Genomic DNA, 15,766 nt, shown 5'->3' on the forward strand with positions numbered 1-15,766 from the left:
TTGTATTGAAATACTAACATTAGGCAACAATTTAGGGAAAGTCACTTTACGGATTAATTCACGGATCAATAATCCAAACCTTCTTCCGCAAAAAAGAGGTAAGCTTCTTTACAGACTAATTCACGGATCAATAGTAACATACGAAGAGACTCCCGTTATCGGTAGATGTCAGGATATGCTTTCCTGTTTTCGAAAGGCGATGGGTGAAAGACCATTTTTCTTTTTGAATAGTTTTGAAAAATAAAAAACCGATTCAAAACCGGTCTGATTGGTAATTTCGCTGATATTCAGATTCGTATTAATGAGCAAATCTTTGGCGCGGGATAAGCGAAGATTAAGATGATATTGATTGGGCGAGACGCCGGTTATACGCTTAAATGCTTTTCGGAAAGCGGAATACCCCATTGGTAACTGACTGGCTAACTCTTCTACGTCCACTTGCGTTTCGTAGGACTCTTGCAAAATAAACTCTGCTTTCGCAATTAGTCTTCCTACCGGGTCATTATCATAATCTTTAAATTTCGAAATTGTATTTAATATCCCTACTATCTGCATGATGATCCCGGCAATTTGTTGGTGATAGCCAACGCTGGCCGCTTTCACCTGATCAACTATTCGGTGTAAGAGCACCAGAATTTCTTTGTTTGACTTTACATCCACAAAAGGTCTGGCCGGATTAAAGTTTAGGTTTTCAATTAGTTGCTGAATGTAATATCCGTTGAACCCTAACCAATATTCTTCCCAACCCGATTTCACATCGGGTTTATAACGGTGCCACACACCCGGAAAAAGAAAAAAACACTGCCCCGCGTTTACTTCGGTCGGTTGCAAATCTTTCGCTTCGAATACACCCTTGCCTCTTGTTATAAAGATGATGTAATAGTCATTTAGGATTCTTCCCCGGTTCCAGGTCAGTTTATGACTATCTGGATGAGGCTCGTTGGGGTAATGCTGATGCGGTTCGACTTTTGAGTAGCCCACTGTGGTTACATATAAACCCCAATTCTCTTCTGTCTTACCGACGGTTAAGTATTTGAAAAAGTTGTTCGACATGGCCTTTGTCTGGTGGTAAAGTCCTGAGGGTATTTTAAACTGCTTTCAGGATTGTAAATATCAAAAAGTACAAACTGTGTATAAATCTCATCTTGTTTTCAAACTAGCGAGTAATGCGTACTGAATCAGAAAGTCAAAAACGTTTTAGTTTTTGACTTTCTGATTCAGTACGCATTACTCATTTGGCGAAAAATTATGCTCATGCCCCTATCTGACTCTGGCAGAAGTTGCCAAGATTAAACATTGTTTTGTACTTTTTGACAAAAAAATTGATCAATTGTAGGTTGTCCATATTGGCAAAATGTAATTTCGAAACAGAAAATTACTGTAACGGAACTCGTTTTTTGACCTTTAACCTTGGCCTTATGAGACAATATTACAATCGTGGTTGGACATATTGTTCGATCATCATTACTACAGTTTTACTCCTGCTTAGCCACGCAAACGCACTGGCCCAGACTCAAAAAATTACTGGCATTGTCCGGGATGTGCAGGGGGCTCCGCTTCCAGGTGTTAGTGTGGTTGTCGCCGGTACGTCAACCGGTACGATTACCGACGTTGAGGGGAAATTCTCTATTTCGGCAACAAAAGGAAATACGCTTACCTTCAGCTTTGTCGGTTACCAGCCGGTCAGTGAAAAAATTGCCAACGCTGATGTGCTGAACATTCAGCTAACTACGGATGAAACCAACCTAAGCGAGGTCGTCGTCGTTAGCTATGGTACCCAAACCAAGCGCGAGTTAACGGGAGCCATCACGAGCATAAAGGCAGCTGAGTTGAAAGACATTCCTACCACCAACATCAGCCAGCGGCTTCAGGGAAAACTGGCGGGGGTACAAATTAACCAGAATACCGGTCAGCCGGGCGCAGAACTAAGTATCCGGATACGGGGAGCCGCTTCCATCAATGCAGGCAATAACCCCCTGATTGTTGTCGATGGCTTTCCAACGACGAGTGGGTTGAACGTAATAAATCCGGATGCCATTGAATCGATTACCGTTTTAAAAGATGCAGCAGCGGCCTCGCTTTACGGTTCACGGGCGGCTAATGGCGTGATTCTGGTGACGACAAAGCAGGCGAAGAACGGGCAACGGAATGTCCAGTTCAGCAGCTTTGTCGGGGTTCAGTCGGTTTCGGATCGGGGCAAACCCGATTTAATGAACGCGCCGGAGTTCGCGCAATTTAAAAAAGAATATTACGAAGATGCCGCGCTGTATGAGGGCTATAAAGGTGGCGTTCCGCAGCAATACCAGAACCCTTCTCAATACGGTCCAAACGACGGGACCAACTGGTTTAACGTCTTATTACGACCGGCCGCCATCCAGGATTATAACCTCTCCATTTCGACCGACGCCAAAACCATTCAGTCAGCCGTTCATATAGGCTACAACAAGCAGGATGGCGTGATGCTTAATAATTCCGCCAGTCGCTTTACGGTGCGAGCCAATAATATTTTCTCGGTATCTGAGAAGCTCAGGCTTGGCCTGAATCTGGCTGCTACGCACTACGTTACCAATATTACCCCCGGTTTGGGTGAAGGACGTAACATCATCCAGGTGGCGTATTTGTCCGATCCTACCTTAAAATACAGAAATGACGACGGAACTTATCCAATCGGGTTTGCGCCACCAGGTATGTTCTCGACGCCCAATTATTATCAGGTACTCCAGCAGACAGTGAATCCCGCTAAGTACATGGTCCTCATCGGTAATGCATATGTCGATTATCAGATACTGAAAGGGCTGAATGTTAAATCCAGCATTAATATTAATACCAGCAATGATATCAACCGGCTGTTCCAGCCGTCAACAATTTTGGGCGGACCAACACCGGCTGCGTCGGCAAGAGGTAATTACAATACCGCCAATTATTTATCCTGGTTATTGGAAAATACGCTGACCTATAACCGGTCTTTTGGCAATCATAATCTGGAAGCCCTGCTTGGCTATACGACCCAGAAGGTTACCATGGAGAATAGTACTATCAACGGCAGTCAGTTTCCGGACAATAGTATTCAATGGCTGAACGTAGCGGCCAACCGAATTGGAAACGTTGGCGCCAGTGACTATTCATTGATTAGTTATCTGGGACGGCTGAACTACAACTACAAAGGTAATTACCTGCTTTCACTGGCCTTCCGTAGCGATGGTTCATCACGGTTTGGCTCCAACAAGCGATTCGGAACGTTTCCATCGGCTTCGTTTGGCTGGGTTGTTTCCGACGAGAAGTTTATGAACCGTTATAAGGCCATTGATTTTCTTAAGGTAAGAGCGAGCTATGGACAGGTGGGCAACAACAACATTGGTAACTACACGTACCTGGCCAGCGTTAATCCTTCGAATTACGTGTTTAATAACGCGTTAGCGTCTGGCCGCGTCCTGGCGGGTATTGGCAACGCCAATTTAACCTGGGAAACGACTACGGGTTTTGACGCTGGTTTAGATCTTTCGCTACTTAACAATCGTATTAATTTTACCTACGATTATTACTACAAGAAAACCGACGGCCTGCTGTACGCCATCGACATCCCTGTCCAGTCGGGTTATTCAGCCGTTTCATCAAACATCGGCCGGTTCGACTTCTGGGGTCATGAATTTGCCATTGATACGCGGAATATAGAGGGTAAGTTTAACTGGAGTACCAGTTTCAATATTTCCTTCAACCGTAACCTAGTCCGTAAACTTGGCACCAACGATGCGCCCATTGGGGGGTATCAGGAGTACTGGGATGATAACCGCACCGCCGTAGGTCATCCAATCGGTCTCTTTTACGGCTACGTCAACACGGGTGTGTACATGACCCAGCAGGAATTTGAAAGCCAGCCGCACGGTGCTACGTCGATGATAGGTACTGCCCGTTTTGCGGACCTCAATGGGGATGGGAAAATCGACATCAATGACCGGACGTTTATTGGTGACCCCAATCCCGACTTTGTCTACGGGATGACCAATACGCTGAGCTACAAGAAACTCGACTTATCCATTGTTGTTGCCGGAACCGTTGGGAATGACATCGCCGACGACGCGTTTCAGTCAACCGAAAACATAGACGGTGTTTTTAATGTGCGGAAAGGTGTAGCCCGGCGGTGGCGTTCACCCGAAAATCCGGGCGATGGTATCTATCCCAGAACCCGGGCGGGTACGACGGCTGATTTTCGGAATTTTTCTACCCGTCAGGTCTTCAGTGGTACGTATCTGGCCGTTAAGAACATTACGCTCGGGTATCTGATTCCAATCGGCAACAACAAGACAATCAAAAGCTTCCGGACGTATTTCAGCACGCAGAACCCGGTGCTGTTTACCAAGTATCCGGGCATGAACCCCGAAGTTGGTCTTGCCGGTTTAAACGGACTCAATCAGGGTCGAGACTTCACGGCTTTCCCTATTGCCAGAGTGTATACGCTTGGCGTTAACGTTAATTTCTGACCCTGACCTTTCTGACGATCATGAAAAAAATAATGTTTATTGGAGTAATAGCCGTCTTCCTGTCCGGCTGTAAAGAAAGTTTTCTGGACCTCACGCCACCAACCAATTTAAGCTCGGCTACCTTTTTTCAAACGGAGGATCAGTTCAGACAGGCCGTTGCGGCAGCGTATACGCCCTTACGGGAACTGACCAATGTGGGTGTATATGATGATGAAATGCGCTCAGACAATACCTTCTTTACCATATATCAAGCAAACCGTGGTCTGGAAAAATCAAGGGAAGCGTTTCCGCAGTTCACCATCGATGCGACCGTTTCCAGTATTCCGAATGCGCCCGGCAGTCGGTGGAACGCCAGTTATCGGGGAATTGCTTACGTCAATACAGTGATTGATCGGCTGGCCGCCAACACCAGTTTATCCAATGACGTGAAGAATTCCATTCTGGGGGAAGCGCTGTTTTTACGGGCCTATTATTACTTCGGCCTGGTCACTCATTTTGGCGGGGTTCCTCTTCAGTTAAAAGAGATTACTAATCCGGAAGAATCCTTTCAGTCACGTAACACGCCCGCGGAGGTGTACGCCCAAATCAAAACCGATGTAAAAAGCGCCATCGATCTGCTGCCTACGGCCACTACGTTCCCGCAAAGCGGACGGGCAACAAAAGGAGCGGCTAAAATGCTGCTGGCTTATGCGCTAATGTCAGGCGAAACCCGGGATTATGCCGCTGCCGAAAAAGAGTTGACGGACATTACCAAAATGAATTACGCGCTGCTGGCCGATTATGCGAAAGTGTTTGACCCGGCTAATAAAAATCACCAGGAATCCATTTTTGATGTGCAGTATATGGCGGACCGGGTGAGCGGACAGCAAAGCGATTTTGCCTGGCAGTTCATGCCTAAAATGACGAATCCTCAGTTTTTAATGGGTTTTGATGGCGGACGGATGAATATTTTCAGCGGCTGGAACGTACCGACGGATGAAATGGTGGCTTCCTATGAGAAGGGTGATGTACGATTACCCGCTTCGATTGCCGTCGTGGAAGGCGTTATCAGTGGTGTGGAAGATTTCACGGCTGACTATATTGGTTCTCCGGTTAATTACACGCCAAAAGCGGGAAAAGCCTACCGGTACATGATTCGGAAATACTTTCAACCGCCTTACGATATCGCCTTCAATACGCCCGATAATTTTCCCGTTTACCGGTACTCAGGAGCCTTGCTACTACTGGCCGAATGTCTGGTACAGCAAAACAAAGGAGGTGACGCTTTACCTTACCTAAATATGGTTCGCCGGAGAGCGGGTTTACCAGAAGCAACAACCGCTACGCTGGAAGCAGTTTCGAATGAAATGCGTCACGAACTGGCCTTCGAAAATCATCGCTGGCAGGACCTGATCCGGATTGGCAAAGCCATCGAAACCGCAACGGCTAAAGGCAACCGACTAAAGGCTCAATACGGCTGGATTCTTCCAACTGCCTTCACCGTTACCCCGCAAAAGCTGCTGGACCCAATCCCATTCCGGGAAGTGCAGATAAACTCAAAACTGGTACAGAATCCAGGCTATTAGGATGATAGCGAACGAATAAATTCAATTGTCTCTGATTAATGGGTTAGGGTTCTGGCCAGATCAGGTGGACGAATTGTAACTACAAATCTGGTCAAATCAGGGAGCGTTGACATGTATATTGGAAGGATACTGCGGAGAAAAGTAAAGGCCATTTTCAGTATTCATTTGCTGTTGTCTGCATTCTGCTTGTGGAGTTTGCCGGGAAAGGGGCAGATAAAAGAACCCTATCTGCCCCTGCATGGTGGCGCGTTCAAGTCGGTGAGGCTAAAGAATTCCCCCGATCCGATTAGCAACTACCAATGGAGCAACCCAGAGGCCGACGACAGTTTACAGATTTATCCGCTGTTTCCACGCCAGCACATCGCCACGCCCTCGGGCGCATTTCGGATTGAGAAATCCGCGATTACAGTTCTGGGAACGGGAGACCTTCAATTAGATTTTGGTCAGGTAAATGCGGGATGGCTGGAATTTGAGTCCGACGATTTGCAGGGTGAAGTTCTGTTAAGTATCAGCGAATACAAAGAACCGGCGATTCTTAACGCGGGAGCGCAGCATCCGGTAAAAACACTCAAGCCCGTGCGATACGGGAATACGTACCGGCTCGAATTAAATAATCAACTGTATGAAGGGGTTCGGTTTGCGTGGCTGCACATTAAAACGTTCACCAAACCCTGGAAGCTGACTAATTTTCGACTGATCTGTCAGACCAAGCCCGTTAATTACCTCGGAAGTTTTTCCTGCAATGATACGCTGCTCAATCGAATCTGGTATACCGGAGCTTATACCGTAAAGCTTAATCTGCTACAGGATTATCTGGGGGCTATCCTGATGGAACGTAGCGACCGCCATTCCTGGACGGGTGATGCGTATCCCTCACAGGCTGCGTCGCTGGTGGCGTTTGGTAATTTCGATTTCGTTCGGAAAAACATTGCCTTTACCTCCTCGCAGGATAATGGCATTCCAGCTTATTCGATGTATTGGGTATTGGGATTACTGGATTACTTCACGTATACCGGTGATACCACCTTTTTCAAAAACTACCTCGACAACGCTACAAAGCGGCTGGATAAAGCTTTCCAGCAGTTTGATGCGTTACCCAACCTAAGCTTTATGGGGTGGGATGAGCGGCTGGGCGCGGGATTTGAGCGGCCTAACATCGCTGAAAGTCAACGGGCGTACCGCTGGTTATGCATCAACGCCTGGTCGAAGTTTTCTCAATGTATGGTGGCGATTGGTGACACAGCCCTTGCGGGTAAATACAGGCGATACGCCACAGTCAAAAAACAGCAGCTTGTGGCTGTCCAGTTTGCGAATTATGGTGTGCATGCGCTGGCTGAAGTATTCAATGCCGGACATGATCAGTCAACCAGTGTACAGGCCCTGGCCAGAAATTGGTTTGGTGATCGGAATGCCCGCCTGTCCTATTCGCCCTTCAATCAATATTTCATTCTGCAGGGTATGGCCCGTGCAGGATACAAAAACGAAGCGATCACCACCCTTATCGATCAATGGGGCGGGCAAATTAAGTATGGTGGCACTACGTTCTTTGAAGTGTTTCGGCCCTCCTGGAACGACGCATTAGCCCCGGACAGTGCCCCGATTAACAATCAGTGCGGCTATACCAGTCTAACCCATCCCTGGGGGGCGGGCGTAACAAGATGGTTATCCGATGAAATCCTGGGGATACGTCCCGTTTCACCCGGATTTAAAACGTTTAACATTATTCCTTTTTTGACGGAATCAGTTTCCAGCGTAAAAGGCTCGGTTCCTACACCCTGGGGTGTCATAACGGCATCGTTTAACTCCCTTACCGGTGATTGTGAAGTACGTGTTCCCGCCGGTACAACAGCGGCTAAAATAGGTCTTCCCAAGAACGGTAAGTACATCAACCGGATAACGATCAATAACAAGCCTGTCAGGGTCGCGGCTGAAGATACGCACTACGTTTACCTTCAAAACCTTTCTCCGGGTACTTATACAATTAAAATAAGCTACGGGAAAGCCTTACCGTCCGTAAACCCTGATTCCGACTCGTTTCGTTACGCTCTAACCGACTTTGCCGTCGACTCGACTACCAGCGGTAATTGGAAAAACCGTTACGGGAGGGATGGCTATTTCTTGCCTGGTCATAAAAGCAAAGAGAATATACTGAAAAAGCCATCATACGTTGATTCGGTACGGATAGTCAGAGCGGTCAATCAGTTGTGGGAAGAGAAAACGAATGACCTCCGCGCTTTGCAACAGGAAGAAACGCATGATAGATGGGCCAGTGCTTTCATCACACAGGACCCTAAAGCTACCCTTCAGACCTTTACCGTAGATATTTTTGAGCATACCCGCAAACCCTACTACCTGACGCTTTACTTTCTGGACTGGGACCGCAAAGGCAGGCGCTCAGCTATTGAATTGTTTGACGCAGACACCTCAGAAATCCTGGCCCCGGTTCAGGTGATCGATACATACGGGAACGGTAAATACCTGCGATTCAAAATAGATCGCTCCGTTCGAGTTCGGATCAATCACGTACGAGGGCCAAACGCAGCGTTAGCTGGCATCTTTTTTAACTAGGTACGTAAGTCCTTCTAAAAACAACAGAATTTATTTAAATAAACAGCATTAAAATGAAAACAGATATTACACCACAAGACGTTGCCCGTTACCAACAGGATGGCTTTATTGTCATCGAAGACTTCCTGTCTGAACAGGAATTAACTGAGTGGCGAACTGCGCTGGATGAAGCGCTGGCAAACCGGAAAGGGAATAAACTGCCGGACCGGAAGGAGGTGTACGGCAAGGGTGATGAGACCGACAAATCCTATTACGACCACGTATTTGACCAATTGCTTAATCTCTGGCAGGACAATCCGGGTATCAGAAAACTCATGCTCGACGAGCGGATCGGGAAAATGGCAGCCCAGCTGGCGGGTGTTGAGGGAATACGTATCTGGCACGATCAGGCGCTTATCAAAAAACCCTGGGCCAATCCAACTTCCTGGCACCTGGACACGCCGTACTGGTCGTTCACGGACCGGAGGGCATTATCAATTTGGGTAGCGCTGGATGATGCCACACTGGAAAATGGCTGCCTGTTTTTTATCCCAGGATCGCACCAGCAAACCACCTTCGAGAATCCCGGTATCGGTAAGAATATGGGGGCTATTTTTACAACGTATCCGCAATTTTATACAACTAAATCGGTGGCTGTTCCTATGAAAGCGGGTAGCTGCTCGTTTCATAACGGGCTGACCATTCACGGTGCGCACGCGAACATGACCCCCGGCTACCGGCGGGCCATGACCTGTGCGTATATGCCTGATGGCAATACGTTCAATGGCACCCAGAATATTCTGAGTGATGAGGAGGTGGCTAAATTATCGATCGGTAGTTTACTAAATAATGATGCCGTAACCCCGTTAATTTATTTCCATTCCTAATCCATACGTATTGGTAATGTTATAGTGGGCTGCTATAATCAGATTAGAAGGTATATGTTTTTAAGACTGAAATTTCTTTTTTGGCTGAGTTTTTTCCAATTGGCGTGTTTGGTCGTGGAGGCTAAAATTCCTGGCATCGACCATAACCCCACGACCAGCACCATTACGATTACCGTTCCAGATAAGAAACTGGTTCTGGTGATTGACTACGCTGCTGGCTGCACCGTGAAAGAGCTACGGATCAATACAGAAAATACGTTATCAAAAGCAGGGATTTTTACCGGAATAAAAAGCGGGAACAAACAATACAGTTCTCAAAAATTGCTGGGTCGGCCTCACGTACGTGAGGATGCTGCCGGTCTAACTATTCAGGGCGTAACCTATGGTGATTCAGCGGATAAAGTTACCGAGGACTGGCATTTCCGTTTACGTAATGACAAAATCATTTGGTCAATAATGCGCGTATATAGTAGGCCGTTAGAACTTCAGGAGACAGCTTTTCCGCAATGGAATTTTAGCGGAATGGCTCAGTGGAAAGGAGGCATACTGGACAATGGAGGAGTCGTCTGGTGTAAATACTTAAAACAACCCAATGATTCATATGGTGTTCACACAGGTGGCGTTACGTTTTGGAATGATCGCAGTGGAAATGCGTTGCGTATTCAGGCTAGTTCGAAAGACGCACTCGCCACGAAATACGCCCACAGCCCGCAGGATGAATTTACCTGTACGCATTCAGTAACCCCTTCTTATTTACTACCTCGGTACGGTCTAAGCCGCTTTGTCGCCGGGAAAGCGGATATCTTCTCTAGTTTTACGACACAAGATCAGGTAGCGACCGTTCAGTTCGAACTGCAGTACGTAAATTATGCGAAAGAATACTCCCGCGGCAGGCTTCCTGGCATCGATAGTCTGGCCGTTCGCGAACTGCTCAATACGACAGGACGCTACGGAGTGGTAGACAATGCCATTGTCGGGGGGAATGGCTGGCTAACCAATTGGAAGTGCCTACATGAACCTTTTTTCGCCCAGATCGGCATGGCGGTAAATGACCCTAATTATACCAGAAACCTGTCCGCTACGCTCGATCAGGAACGGGATCAGGCCATGCTGGCCGATGGGCGGGTGCTCTCGCGATGGCATAACGTACCAGGCGACGAAATACCGGGTACCTATAACAAAGAAACGGGTTACTATGAAGCCATGTGGGGATACACCATTGATTCGCAGACAGGTTATGTCATCAATACTAGTGAGCAATTTGCCCAAACGGGGAACCTTGCCTGGCTCCGTGCACACCAGAATAGCTGCGAAAAAGCACTGGATTGGTTAATTCGGCGAGATGCCAATCAGAATGGTATTTTTGAGATGATGAATACGGGCATTGCTGAACAGAAGGCTAGTGATTGGGTGGATATTGTCTGGGCAAGTTATGAAAATGCGTTTGTCAACGCTCAGCTGTATGAAGCCCTTACACTCTGGGCCGACTGCGAGCGGGTGTTGGGTAACCTTCAAAAGGCTACTTACTACGTAGCTAATGCCGCCCGCTTGAAAAAGGCATTTAATCAACCCGTGGAGAAAGGTGGTTTCTGGTCAGAGGCCAAACAACAGTACGTCTACTGGCGGGATCAGGATGGCTCGGTGCATGGGGACAATCTGGTCACGCCGGTAAATTTTGCCGCTATTGCCTTTGGCCTCTGCGATGATCCAAAGCGTATCAACCAGATTCTTCAGCAGATCGAGCAGCGAATGGCTGACGAAAAGCTGTTTCACTGGCCACTCTGTTTTGACTCGTTTAAACGCGAGGAAGTTCAGCGTGGCAACTGGCCTTTCCCTAAATACGAGAACGGCGATATTTTCCCAACCTGGGGCTACCTGGGAATCCGGGCGTACGCTACGTATAATAACCAGATTGCCCTGCGCTACGTCAACAATTTGCTGGCCCAGTACCGAAAAGACGGGCTGTCGTCCCAGCGCTATAGCCGTAAAACCCAACAAGGTTTGGGCGACGATATTCTGGCAGGAATCAGCACGACGATAACCGCCTTGTACCGGGATATTTATGGGATTCGGCCAAAGTGGAACCGGATGGGACTTGAGCCGAACATGAGCAGATCACTCGACGGTACGAAATTTACGTATACCTTACGAGACACAACGTATCAGGTTGATTTACGGGTTAGTCACTATCGGTTAAGTACCAAAGACTTTTCGGTGATCAGCCACGAGCGGTTTGGCGTTAGCAATATAGTCAATACGCTAACCTATTTTCATCACAACGACGAACGTTCTCGGCTCCAGATTAATACCCCACCCAATACATTTGTTCAGGTTCAAATTAACTCCTGGACGCCTGATTCCCGCTCATGGACAACCAAATCGACGGCTCAACATACGTTCAGAATTACCGATCTACGTCCGAATGCGCGTTACCGAATCAAGATTAACAGCCAGGCAAAAGTCATCAAAGCAAAACCAGATGGCGAAATAAAGCTAAACCATGATTGCCTGAACACAACGACATTTACCGTAACGAAGTTAAGCTAACGCGTAATATTTACGTAGAGACATTGTCGTTTTCAGCGTTTTGAATGACTACAACTTTTAGCGTTTAATCAATGCATTTTCAGTATAGATAGGTTGGTTTTGTAAATGTCCGGCAGATTAGCTGCCGGACAATTTATCACAATAAGAATAAGAATAAAACTGATCAGAAGGTACAGCGGGCAACACTTGCCAATGTAAACGTAAAAAGCCTGAAAATCAGTAGGATGATTAAGTTAAGGCGAAGTGTATTATTCCTTTTTCAGCGTTACACTCAAATGAAAAACCACCTATCCGTTTTGTTTTGTTGCATCTGTTTCTTAGGGTCACAAGCCGCCTTTTCTCAACCTGAGCGCTACATTGATGGAAGACCAGCGGCTCGTCATCGAATTGATTGTAACGATCAGGGCGTAGTGATGCACTATGGCGATGGAAAAGACAGCTGTGATGTGTATGGGTCGAGAGAAGCTGTATTAAATAAAGTAGGTGAAACGTATTACCTATTTTATGACGGAGCTGGAAAAGATGGCTGGAAAGCCTGCCTGGCCACCAGCGCAGACCTCACAACATGGACGAAAAAAGGTGCCATTCTCGAACTGGGTGATTCGACAAAAAATGACGCAAAAAGCGCGTCATCGCCCTGGGTCATAAATGATAAAAACACCTGGCACATGTTTTATTTAGGTACGCCAAACGCAACCCCTGCCCCCGATCGGATTCCCGCCTTTCCCTATCTGACCATGAAAGCCAAAGCGTCTTCTATTGAAGGACCCTGGATAAAACAGTATGACGTGCAACCATTCACGACAAAGCTTAATACGTTCTACGCCTTGACGGCTAGCCCTGGGTTTATTGTCAGGTATAAAGATGAGTTTTTACAATTTTTCAGTGGTTCCGCAAATGAGAATAAGATTGTGAAACGTACGATTGGTCTGGCAAGAACCAGGGATCTAAACAGCACTTGGAACATCAATGAGACGCCTGTCTTCCCACTGGAGGAGCAGATTGAAAACTCAAGTCTTTATTATGATAAGAGTCAAAAAACGTGGTATCTGTTCACCAATCACATTGGTATTAACAAAGAAGGGGTCGAGTTCACAGACGCTATTTGGGTATACTGGACAAAAGATATTTTTCACTGGCAAAAAGAAAATAAGGCAATTGTGCTAGACAAACAAAACTGCAGTTGGTCCAAAGGAGCTATTGGCATGCCCACGGTCATTCAAACAGGAAACAGGCTGGCGCTGCTCTACGACGCAGCGCCCGGCGAAAGCATAAGCCATATGAGACGGAATATTGGGCTGGCCTGGATTTCACTACCCATCCAGATTCACAAATAACATATGGAAATCAAGATACTCAGTCCACAGTGGGGCCATGAACACCTGCCAGTGAATGACTTTATTAATAAAATCGTTGATGCGGGTTATGATGGTATTGATACCTGGTTGCCAACGGATCAGAAAACGAGAAGAACGTTTTTGAATGGCCTCGAAAAAAAAGGGCTTGTCTTTGTCGCTCATCAGCATGAAGCGGCAGGTAATACGTTTACGGAATTTCAGACCAGTTTTAAACGAAATCTGAGGGCGTGTGCAGATGCATTGCCCGTGCTAATCAATTCACATACGGGTAGAGATTACTTTACGCCGGAACAAAATCTGGCTCTAGTCGACATTGCTGTGGAGATTTCAGCCCAAACGAATATTCCGATTGTACATGAGACTCATCGTGGCCGAATGGGGTATTCACCTCAGTCCATCGACTATCTGTTTGCAAAGCGACCAGAAATGGAAATAACGGCCGATTTTTCGCACTGGGTATGTGTAACTGAAAGTATGTTAGCTCATTTCAAGCCTATTGTTAATGAGGCAATTTCCAGAACACGCCATGTTCATGCCCGCGTGGGTTTTGAGCAAGGCCCGCAGGTATCCGATCCCAGAGCTCCAGAATGGGCTTACGCACTTAACCAATTTTTAGCCTGGTGGGACGCAATTGTCGAAGTGAATAAGCGCAAGCACAGAGATTTGTTAACATTCACGACCGAGTTCGGACCCTTTCCCTATATGCCACAGATTCCTTTTACCAGTACGCCAATCGCCAGTCAATTTGACATCAACTGCTTTATGAAGAAATTGCTCACTGACAGATATAGTGCTGCAATGACTTTATAGTTTAGTCGCATCATGAATGAGAGCCAAGTCTATATAACTCGAAAACATTCTAACAATATATTGGGCAAGTAAAAACTGTCTCAAGTAAATTGTATACTCGGAACTTGACAGTTGGTGAAAAATACTCCGTCTCACAAAAGGCTGCCTTTCTATACAGAAACTAGTACCAATTTCGTCTGGATAAGAATTGATCGTTGTCCCTTCTTCATTTTAGTAAGTAATCCGTTAGCTGATCGCCAATATGCTGCCAGCCCCATTCAAACCGATAGCTGGCAAAATGGGGATCGCCGGGAAAGCTTTCCAGACCAGTATGAGTAATGGTAAGTCTAGTTTTTTCGCCTTCTGGAAAGAGTTCAAAGGCCACTTCAGAACAGCCCGGATACCCTTTATAGGCCCAGGTATGCGCTAATTTTTGACTCACTACGACCTGGGTGACTTTCCATTCTTTTTGATAAGCGGAACCATCATCCGTGAAACGAAACACAGATCCGACCACAGGCTCGAATGCCTGCACTTGAGCGAAATACCATTCGCTGATGGCGTCTTTATCTGTTAGGGCTCGCCAAAGGGTTTCCATCGGCACATCATAAACTCGCTCCGTAACTAAGGGAATAGGCATGGTCGTATAAAGTAGAGAGAACCATCAATTGTCAGTAAACGATTGCCGGAACGCCAACGGGGTAAGCTGAGTCTTTGCCTTGAACAGCTTACTGAAGGACTGTTGGTGCTCAAAGCCCATGGCAAAGGCAATTTCGCCTACAGAAAGGTCAGTGGTCGATAATTGCTCTTTCGCCCGCTCAATGAGCTTTCCATGAATATGCTGCTGGGCTGTTTGCCCCGTCAGCACTTTTAACAAACTACTTAAATACTTGGGCGAAATATGCAGGACTTCAGCTAGGTAGTGAACCGTTGGCAGCCCACTTTTTAGCAATTCATCTAGTCGGAAATAATCCGTAAGTACGGCCTCCAGACGGTCCAGAATCGCGTGGTTACTGATTTTTCGGGTGATAAACTGACGGTGATAAAATCGCTCGGAATAGCCCAGCAGGGTTTCCAGCTGAGAGATAATAATTCCCTGGCTGAATTTGTCCATGTTGGCATGGTACTCCTGCCGGATCGTTTCGATGATGGTATTAATCACCCTCTCTTCCTTATCGGAAAGAAACAGGGCTTCTGCCACCGAATAGTCAAAGTATTCGTATTGCTTGATGCTCCTGGCCAGGGCCGTATTCCACAAAAAGTCTGGATGAATCAGTAGCATCCAACCCGATCTCGGCGTGCTTGACTCTGGGTCCGCTTCAATGCGGAACACTTGATTCGGCGCAATAAAAAACATGACGCCTTCATCAAAATCATATTCCTGCTGGCCGTATTTGAGCTTGGCAGCCATTCCCCGTTTGATGGAAATTTGGTAAAAATCCAACACCCAGCTTATTGAACTCATCGCCGGTGTGCGCTGGATAGCGCTGTAATCGACCACGCTGATGAGTGGATGTTCGGGTTTGGGCAGGCTCCTGAGCCGGTGAAACTCGCTAATGGTTTTAATGCGCTGTACGGTCGACATATTTACAGAA

Annotated in this window: 10 protein-coding genes; 7 read left to right on the forward strand and 3 right to left on the reverse strand. The window is 46.8% G+C overall.

What is annotated here, in order from left to right; all coding sequences use genetic code 11:
• Window positions 1–168 precede the first annotated feature (168 nt).
• The gene (locus ACYVIY_RS26775) at window positions 169–1,053 is read right to left on the reverse strand and encodes a helix-turn-helix domain-containing protein (RefSeq protein WP_460979656.1); all 885 of its coding nucleotides are present in this window, start codon (window positions 1,051–1,053) and stop codon (window positions 169–171) included.
• A 365-nt stretch (window positions 1,054–1,418) separates the two neighbouring features.
• On the opposite strand from ACYVIY_RS26775, the gene ACYVIY_RS26780 reads away from it, so the two are divergent.
• The 7 genes from ACYVIY_RS26780 (at window position 1,419) to ACYVIY_RS26810 (ending at window position 14,192) form a co-directional block, all read left to right on the forward strand.
• Window positions 1,419–4,478: a SusC/RagA family TonB-linked outer membrane protein gene (locus ACYVIY_RS26780; protein WP_460979657.1), complete on the forward strand. Its 3,060-nt coding sequence runs from the start codon at window positions 1,419–1,421 to the stop codon at window positions 4,476–4,478.
• 20 nt (window positions 4,479–4,498) lie between these two features.
• Window positions 4,499–6,043: a RagB/SusD family nutrient uptake outer membrane protein gene (locus ACYVIY_RS26785; RefSeq protein ID WP_460979658.1), complete on the forward strand. Its 1,545-nt coding sequence runs from the start codon at window positions 4,499–4,501 to the stop codon at window positions 6,041–6,043.
• Window positions 6,044–6,214: 171 nt separating this feature from the next.
• Window positions 6,215–8,611 (forward strand): alpha-L-rhamnosidase C-terminal domain-containing protein, encoded by a 2,397-nt coding sequence (locus ACYVIY_RS26790; RefSeq protein ID WP_460979659.1) that lies wholly within the window; start codon window positions 6,215–6,217, stop codon window positions 8,609–8,611.
• 53 nt (window positions 8,612–8,664) lie between these two features.
• On the forward strand, window positions 8,665–9,477 hold the full coding sequence (locus ACYVIY_RS26795; RefSeq protein WP_460979660.1) for a phytanoyl-CoA dioxygenase family protein: 813 nt from the start codon (window positions 8,665–8,667) through the stop codon (window positions 9,475–9,477).
• 114 nt (window positions 9,478–9,591) lie between these two features.
• Complete coding sequence (locus tag ACYVIY_RS26800) at window positions 9,592–12,024, forward strand: alpha-L-rhamnosidase-related protein (RefSeq protein ID WP_460979661.1); 2,433 nt, start codon at window positions 9,592–9,594, stop codon at window positions 12,022–12,024.
• 275 nt (window positions 12,025–12,299) lie between these two features.
• A complete protein-coding gene (locus ACYVIY_RS26805; RefSeq protein WP_460979663.1) occupies window positions 12,300–13,361 on the forward strand; it encodes a glycoside hydrolase family protein in 1,062 nt (353 codons plus the stop codon).
• 3 nt (window positions 13,362–13,364) lie between these two features.
• On the forward strand, window positions 13,365–14,192 hold the full coding sequence (locus tag ACYVIY_RS26810; protein ID WP_460979665.1) for a sugar phosphate isomerase/epimerase: 828 nt from the start codon (window positions 13,365–13,367) through the stop codon (window positions 14,190–14,192).
• 205 nt (window positions 14,193–14,397) lie between these two features.
• Here the strand turns inward: ACYVIY_RS26810 and ACYVIY_RS26815 are convergent, their stop codons facing one another.
• Window positions 14,398–14,811 carry an SRPBCC family protein gene (locus tag ACYVIY_RS26815; protein WP_460979666.1) on the reverse strand — a complete coding sequence of 138 codons (414 nt, stop codon included), beginning with the start codon at window positions 14,809–14,811 and terminating at the stop codon, window positions 14,398–14,400.
• A gap of 24 nt (window positions 14,812–14,835) precedes the next feature.
• On the reverse strand, window positions 14,836–15,756 hold the full coding sequence (locus tag ACYVIY_RS26820) for a helix-turn-helix domain-containing protein (protein ID WP_460979668.1): 921 nt from the start codon (window positions 15,754–15,756) through the stop codon (window positions 14,836–14,838).
• Between the last annotated feature and the right edge of the window lie 10 nt (window positions 15,757–15,766).

It is taken from the genome of Spirosoma knui (assembly GCF_054780635.1).